This is a genomic window from Xenorhabdus yunnanensis, from assembly GCF_028598805.1.
Taxonomy (GTDB): domain Bacteria; phylum Pseudomonadota; class Gammaproteobacteria; order Enterobacterales; family Enterobacteriaceae; genus Xenorhabdus; species Xenorhabdus yunnanensis.
On the sequence record NZ_JAQRFI010000086.1, the window covers coordinates 1 to 6,719 of the forward strand.

General features: G+C 44.5%; 11 protein-coding genes. 7 read left to right on the forward strand and 4 right to left on the reverse strand.

Annotation, left to right across the window (positions count from 1 at the left end; all coding sequences use genetic code 11):
• Window positions 1–110 precede the first annotated feature (110 nt).
• Window positions 111–269 (reverse strand): hypothetical protein, encoded by a 159-nt coding sequence (locus PSI23_RS19755; protein ID WP_273556681.1) that lies wholly within the window; start codon window positions 267–269, stop codon window positions 111–113.
• A 26-nt stretch (window positions 270–295) separates the two neighbouring features.
• Here PSI23_RS19755 and PSI23_RS19760 point away from each other — a divergent pair, with 26 nt between their 5' ends.
• Entirely contained in the window at window positions 296–811 is a 516-nt protein-coding gene (locus tag PSI23_RS19760; protein ID WP_273556682.1) for a hypothetical protein, read from the forward strand.
• A 64-nt stretch (window positions 812–875) separates the two neighbouring features.
• Here PSI23_RS19760 and PSI23_RS19765 read toward each other — a convergent pair whose 3' ends face one another.
• The 3 genes from PSI23_RS19765 to PSI23_RS19775 all read right to left on the reverse strand — a co-directional run bounded on the left by PSI23_RS19765 (window position 876) and on the right by PSI23_RS19775 (window position 2,495).
• Complete coding sequence (locus PSI23_RS19765) at window positions 876–1,127, reverse strand: hypothetical protein (protein WP_273556683.1); 252 nt, start codon at window positions 1,125–1,127, stop codon at window positions 876–878.
• Window positions 1,128–1,143: 16 nt separating this feature from the next.
• A complete protein-coding gene (locus tag PSI23_RS19770) occupies window positions 1,144–1,359 on the reverse strand; it encodes a hypothetical protein (protein WP_273556684.1) in 216 nt (71 codons plus the stop codon).
• Between the two features lie 395 nt (window positions 1,360–1,754).
• Window positions 1,755–2,495 (reverse strand): S24 family peptidase, encoded by a 741-nt coding sequence (locus PSI23_RS19775; RefSeq protein WP_273556685.1) that lies wholly within the window; start codon window positions 2,493–2,495, stop codon window positions 1,755–1,757.
• A gap of 88 nt (window positions 2,496–2,583) precedes the next feature.
• Between PSI23_RS19775 and PSI23_RS19780 the strand changes: the two genes are divergently transcribed.
• The 6 genes from PSI23_RS19780 to PSI23_RS19805 all read left to right on the forward strand — a co-directional run.
• Window positions 2,584–2,814 carry a helix-turn-helix domain-containing protein gene (locus PSI23_RS19780; protein ID WP_254852928.1) on the forward strand — a complete coding sequence of 77 codons (231 nt, stop codon included), beginning with the start codon at window positions 2,584–2,586 and terminating at the stop codon, window positions 2,812–2,814.
• A 250-nt stretch (window positions 2,815–3,064) separates the two neighbouring features.
• Window positions 3,065–3,430 (forward strand): hypothetical protein, encoded by a 366-nt coding sequence (locus PSI23_RS19785; RefSeq protein ID WP_273556686.1) that lies wholly within the window; start codon window positions 3,065–3,067, stop codon window positions 3,428–3,430.
• A 58-nt stretch (window positions 3,431–3,488) separates the two neighbouring features.
• Complete coding sequence (locus tag PSI23_RS19790; protein WP_273556687.1) at window positions 3,489–3,656, forward strand: hypothetical protein; 168 nt, start codon at window positions 3,489–3,491, stop codon at window positions 3,654–3,656.
• Window positions 3,649–4,518, forward strand: a complete 870-nt coding sequence (locus PSI23_RS19795) for a replication protein (RefSeq protein ID WP_273556688.1) — start codon at window positions 3,649–3,651, stop codon at window positions 4,516–4,518. Before PSI23_RS19790 ends, PSI23_RS19795 begins: the two co-directional genes overlap by 8 nt.
• Window positions 4,519–4,539: 21 nt before the next feature.
• Window positions 4,540–6,426 (forward strand): toprim domain-containing protein, encoded by a 1,887-nt coding sequence (locus tag PSI23_RS19800; protein ID WP_273556690.1) that lies wholly within the window; start codon window positions 4,540–4,542, stop codon window positions 6,424–6,426.
• Window positions 6,427–6,461: 35 nt separating this feature from the next.
• Window positions 6,462–6,719 (forward strand): phage protein NinX family protein (locus PSI23_RS19805; RefSeq protein WP_273556689.1); only part of this gene is annotated, 258 nt, incomplete at its 3' end.

Consider the following 6,719-nt stretch of genomic DNA (forward strand, 5'->3'; position numbering starts at 1 on the left):
TTTTTTCTCACTCATTACACTCTCCTATTAATTCAGGTAATAAAAAACCCCGCATTGGCGAGGTTGTTAATTAACTCACCACAGCCCACTCGGAAATGAGCTGGAGTTAGTTAACCATAAATAGCCATTAATTCACGAATAGAACGGCGTTTATTTAACGCTGCATTCACGCAGTGTTTACGCAAAAATGAATCACGACGAAAACGAATAGCAGACTGACGGTCACGTTTCATTGATGCCCGAACTTCGTTGATAAATTCGATATTCATACTCACCCTCACTATTAGTTATTATTGTGCCTGCATATTTAACCACCTCAGGCGGCAGTGGTTCCAGCGTTCCCCAACGCAAAGAAATCGGTTATAGTTTGTTCTCCCCAACGTTAAGAAGGATTGAATTAATGGATATAGGTTTATTTATTTCTTCTGTCAAAAATGCCCTTGGTACTCTTTCGACTATTCAAACGAACGAGGTACTCAGAGAGAGAATCACTTTCATCTACGAGCAAATTGAAGTAATTCAAAAAGCCAATGAAGCGACCGAGAAAGAACTTGCCGAGCTTAAAATAAAAAACTGCGAACTTGAGAAGGAAGTAGCGAGTTATCGGGAAAAGGATCAATTTATCCAGCACATGGGAGCGACCTTTAGAAAAGATTCCTCTGGCGGCTACATTAGGGCTGTGTATTGTCCCAATTGTCTTAAAGCGGTCGGTAGTGGATTCCCTGATTTTCCTTACCATTGTGGCTCCTGTGGTTGGTCATCTGAATTTGAGGGTAGAGATCTTGAATCAGTAATGAAAACCCTCCCATAACTTACTCCTCATAGCCCACTCATCGAATGGGCTATAATTAGCATTTGAGTCAGCCACACAAGTGTTAACCCCTCGCTGTAACATTTCCCGCCCCCAGACGACGGCGGGTTTTGGTTTTGGTTGAGATTAGTTCTTTCGACGGCGCTTTATTCACTGCCGTAACAAAATTGCTGAATACGTTAACAGTGTCGCGTTCTTGTTGGGACGGACGCTGTTTCGGTTGACGGTTGTTCCAGAAGTTGTCGCGTTCTTTCTTCCGTTCTTGAGCGAAAAAACCATCAAGCATATTTTCCAATACAATATCTTTATCGTTCATGGAATTTCTCCGTTAATTAACTCACCATAGGCCACTCAGAGAATGACCTACAGTCAATCAACCACACTCTCGCAGTGGTCGCGCTCATGCCTTGAGTTCCTGTCGCATCTTTGCCGCTAATAACCGGTGCAAGTTGGCTTTCTTGCTGCTTTACCGTGGTGGCTCTATTTGGCCTGCGGTCTATCCGCTTTGCTAAACCATGATTAATTTCCTCTTTGGTTGATAACGACATAACATCATAACGAGTGAGCCTTTACGGGTTGGTTGTCTTGCCCGATTGCCTGAATGATTACTCGATAATCTGAGTAACTATCCGGCGCTATTTCAATTTGCTAGGGCTCGTCAGTTGCCTGTCGTGTGGGGTTCATATTGTTAAAGAGCAAACTTCCTTTTACTTTTGGCTCCCTGCCGTTGATGGATACATTATTAACCGTTAGTTAATCTTAGTCAATAACCAATGGTTAATTTAATTAAAAATAAAGTTTAACTAACTGAATTTTAAGTTAATAAATTTTTAACCAATGTTGAAAGTGTGATTTGGATCGGATATTTTTATGATGGGAACACGGGATAGAGATAGCCGCATGGTTAGCGGCTATACTTATTTACGGAGAGGATGTTATCGGATTACCACGCCATCACTGACCAGTTAATAACTCGACCAATGATTTTTACGTCCTGAGATTCTGTTATCTCATCAGGGAACTCTACAGCGTTAAAACTGCGTACAATCAATTTACCGGGTTGGCGATATAATAACTTAATGCGAAATAAATCACCTTGCTCAATAGCGTATATCCCTCCATCAACAATATTCTGATGACCGCAATCAACGGTTACAGTTGATCCATTTGGGATTACTGGAGACATACTGTCACCATGAACAGTGAACGCCACAACATTTGAAGGACAGGCGCCATATCGACGAAGAGTTGAACGTGAAAATCTCAATTTTAATCCATCATAATCTTCGTTAGTACAGCAGCCGATTCCAGCAGCTAACTCTATACTTTTAAAAAATGGGATGACAACCTCATCATCATCGATTGGGGTGGATGAGTCCCAAGGCTCAACCTCTTCTCGCTCTATCTTTGATATTGATATTCCGTCTATTGTTTTAGAACCTCGGCCATACTCTAACCACTCCGGCCTGACACCGAGCCATTTGCTCAACGCCAACATATTACTGGAGTCTGGAATTGACTCAGAATTTAGCCATTTCCAAACAGCAGGCCCACTAACTTTTATTTTTTGTTCGGCAAGTGCGTTAGTTATTTTCTTGCCTAGCCCACGCCCAGCATAGCCTGCATTTAAGCACGCCTCTTTTAGCCTAGCAGTGAACTCAACCTTATCAGTGCTTTTAACCATAAGTTAATTATCTTCCACACTTGACTTAACTGTCAGTTAGAATTTAGAATTAACTAACAGTTAACTTAATTAATAAGGATATTAACCGATGAACCCGGTTGAATTCGCAGTTAATGCCGTTGGCGGACAGGCCGCTGCGGCGAAAATCTGCGGGAAAAGCAGCGTTGCAGTTTGGAAATGGGTGCAAAACGGCTGCTTACCTCGCACTGAATACACGGGGAAAACCCAGTATTCAAAATTGCTGGCAGAGCATTCTAACGGAAAATTTACCGAGAGATGGTTACTGCTAGCAGCAAACCCAGATAAAGAAGTAGCGTAATCGATCTAACTGCTCTGACTGCTCTTTAACAATCGACTCTCACGACAGGCTATTGGTGAACCCTAGCAAACTGAAATAGCGCCGAGAGTGATCTCAGGCAATCGGGGAATGCAGGAGCATATCAATCCCGTACAGGCCGACATCATAATGCCATGATCGTGTTTATTAACTATCTATCTCAGGATAGACGATATTCTATTCGTTTAACTAAACAAACATTAACCAAATTTAACTTTAGGAATACTACCAAATGGAAGTTGCAAAAACCGTCAAAAATACTCGTGTTACGTGTAGCGCTCAATATCTGGAGAGTTATTTTCTCAAATCAGTTCTGGAGTTTGGAAATAATAATCTGGCGCGGGAAATGGGTATTCATCCATCTAAATTAAGCCGCGATAAAAACCGGATAGCGAAATTAGCCAGTTTGATGATTGTGAATTTGGGATTGCCAGAAGGAGGGGTTGCTGCGCCCGGATGTGAGGCGAATATCGTTCTGACAGGGGTTGAGGCCAGTAAATTGTTGTCACTGTTAGATAACCTCAGATACCCAAAAAGAAAAACCTCGAAGGGTGCAACCTCCGAGGCTTCTGAAATGCAACTTGAGCTGTCGATTTAACGACGGAGAGGAAGTATGCAAGTCCCTCTCAACAACACATTTACAGAGGTAATTATACATGAAAACAAAATTTAATCACACTGCTGTGCATAAAAATAATGCGCGTGACCAGATAGCCCGTCAGGTGACTGAGCAGGGAATTAAAAAACTGCGTGATGCTCTGGAGGATGCCAAATTACGGCTGGCGCACCGCGAGGAACTGACCGGAGGGACACGCCATGAGTAACGTTGCATATGTGGATTTTGGCGCTAAAAACAGGCAAGAGAGGCCGACGGTGGCGAATCTTGAGGATGGGTTCACCAGAGTAGCAAATGAGCTTCTTGATGCGGTCTTGTTATCAGGACTCACTGAAATTCAGTTGCACATAGTGCTTGCTATCTGGAGAAAAACCTACGGGTATAATAAAAAAATGGACTGGATCAGCAATGAGCAGTTCCAGCAAATGACCACCAAAGACAGTACGAAATGTTCTACAGCTAAAAACCAGTTAATCAGAATGAAAGTGCTGATTCAGAGCGGTCGGCAGATTGGCATGAACAAGAACATTTCGGAATGGGAGACTAAGTTTAACGGATTCAGTAAAAGTTTTACCAAATCGGTAAAGAAAAGTTTTACCGAATCAGTAAATCGCTCTTTACCGAATCAGTCAAACACAAAAGACAATATTACAAAAGACAAGAAAGACAAGAAAGACATATTGCCCGAACAAGTTCAGGCTGAATGTAAAACCCCCCCTCATGAGCCAGCAAAACAAGACCAAATCCAGTCAGCATTTGAAAATATTTTCTGGCTGGCAGGAATGCGAAAGGTCGGTAAGCCAAAAGCACTGTCCTCGTTTAAGTCTCAGTTCAAAGCGTGGCGGAAAGAAACCGGAGGAACGCCGGAGCAGTTTGCAGAATTTCTAGCGGCAGATATCCGGTTACGTTTACAGGTGAAGATATTCGGATTTGAGAATCTACACCCGACGACCTACCTCAACGGGCAACGCTGGACAGACGAGAAACCCCTCACCAGTACACCGGCTCAACCAACCACAGGCCAATCAGGGATTACGGTCAGTGAGTCTGGATTAGTTTTTCTGGATTAATCATAAATTTTAGGAGGCATGATGACCATCACTGAACTGTCTGATCGTCTGTGGTCTGACGTTGAAAGAGTGGCTAAATATCTACTGCCGAACGGCAAGCGAGAAAGTCACGAATGGGTTGCTGGGTCAGTGGATGGCGAGACCGGAAAGAGCCTGAAAGTGAATCTGGCAGGGAAAAGGGTCTGGTCAGATTTTGCGGAAGGAACGGGTGGGGACTTGCTGGACTTGTGGGTTCAGGTGAGGGATTGCAGCCTCCACCAAGCCATGACGGAAGCCAAGCAATTTTTAGGCATTACCGATGATGATCATCACTTCGAGGCTAAGCGCCAGAAGAAATTTAGCCGACCGAAGAACGAGTCACTGAAAAAGAATATTCGCAAAACTGAAAACTGTTACACCTATCTGGAAAACCGGGGGATCAGTCGGGCAACAACCGAAGAGTACAAGGTGTGTGATGCTGTCGTCTGGTCACACGATGAGAACCGAGAATTGCCCGCTATCGCCTTTCCCTACAAGCGGGATGGTGAATTGTTGCAGGTCAAGCGGATCAGTACTGAACGTCCGAGCGGGAAGAAGGTCATTTCGGTTGAGGCGGATTGTGAGCCGAGCTTGTATGGGTGGGACGTGTTGCCGAAAGATGCCAGAGCGGTGATCCTCTGTGAGGGGGAAATCGACTGCATGAGTTATTACCAGTACGGATTAAGTGCCTTATCTGTACCATTTGGCGGCGGGAAGGGAGCCAAGCAACAATGGATTGAGTTTGAGTATCACAATCTGGATCGCTTCACTGAAATCTGGTTATCACTGGACAATGATGATGTTGGGCAGGAAGCGGCGAAAGAGATTGCCAGCCGGTTGGGTGAGCATCGTTGCCGATTGGTAAAACTACCTCACAAAGATATCAACGAGTGCTTACAAGCGGGGATAACGTATGATGAAATCATTCGTTGCCTCGAAACCGCCGCCTATTTCGATCCCGAAGAGCTATTCAGTGCCAGAGAGTTTTATCAGGACACGGTTCAGGCATTCTATGGCAAGGAACAGTATTTATTTCGTAGTCCGTGGGAAACGCTGAATCATAATTTCAGTTTTCGTGAATCAGAGTTAACTATCATCAATGGTGTTAACGGGCACGGGAAAAGCGAAATTTTAGGGCATATGCTGTGTGAAGCCATGAGACAAGGGACACGCGCGTGTGTAGCTTCATTTGAGTTAAAGCCCGGCGTATTCCTAAAGCGTCTTACTCGACAGGCTGTATGTAATAAACGCCCTCCCATGATTGAGCTGGAATCGGCTTTTAAATTTTACGATGACCGATTGTGGATATTCGGACTCACTGGAACGGCGAAAGCCGATCGGCTGTTAGATATTTTCCGTTATGCCAATCGGCGTTACGGGGTAAACCTGTTCGTTATCGACAGCCTGATGAAGTGCGGTATTGATGACGACGACTATAACGGGCAAAAGGATTTTCTGGATGCTCTCTGCGATTTCAAGAATAAAACCAACAGCCACGTCATTCTCGTCACTCACAGTCGCAAATCTGATAGCGAAGACAAGCCCACGGGGAAAATGGACGTCAAAGGCTCTGGCTCAATCACGGATTTGACCGACAACCTTTTCATCATCTGGCGTAACAAACGCAGGGAGCGATCCTTACAGAAGCTGCAAGCCGGACAGCTACTCAGTGACGAAGAACAACGCCATGCAAACGAACCCGCTTCCATTCTCTGCCTGGAGAAGCAACGGAACGGCGAAGGATGGGAAGGTAAAATCCCGTTATACCTCGAAGAGCAATCCCATCAATTTCTCATCATGGAAGGGGCAACACCCTATAACTACATCGCTAACATGCCTAATTCTGACTATGACGAAGTTTGGCGTAGTGAAAATGTCACAGAATATTAATTCCACAATAGAAGAAGATACAAGGAACTTTTGAGATGAAAATCAAAACATCGGAACTAACGGGACGGGCGTTGGATTATGCGGTTGCAATGGCTCAGGGATGGGAAAAGATGGCAGGTTATAACGGCTATTCCACACCTAATGGGATAGTGATAGCACCTGAATACATTCCGTCATGGGACTGGGCACAGTGCGGGCAGTTGATTGAGAAGTACGAAATGGACGTATGCCCAGTTATGGGCGGGACTTATTGTGCTGGGTTATCAATTACATATGGTGCTCTATGCCCTGAT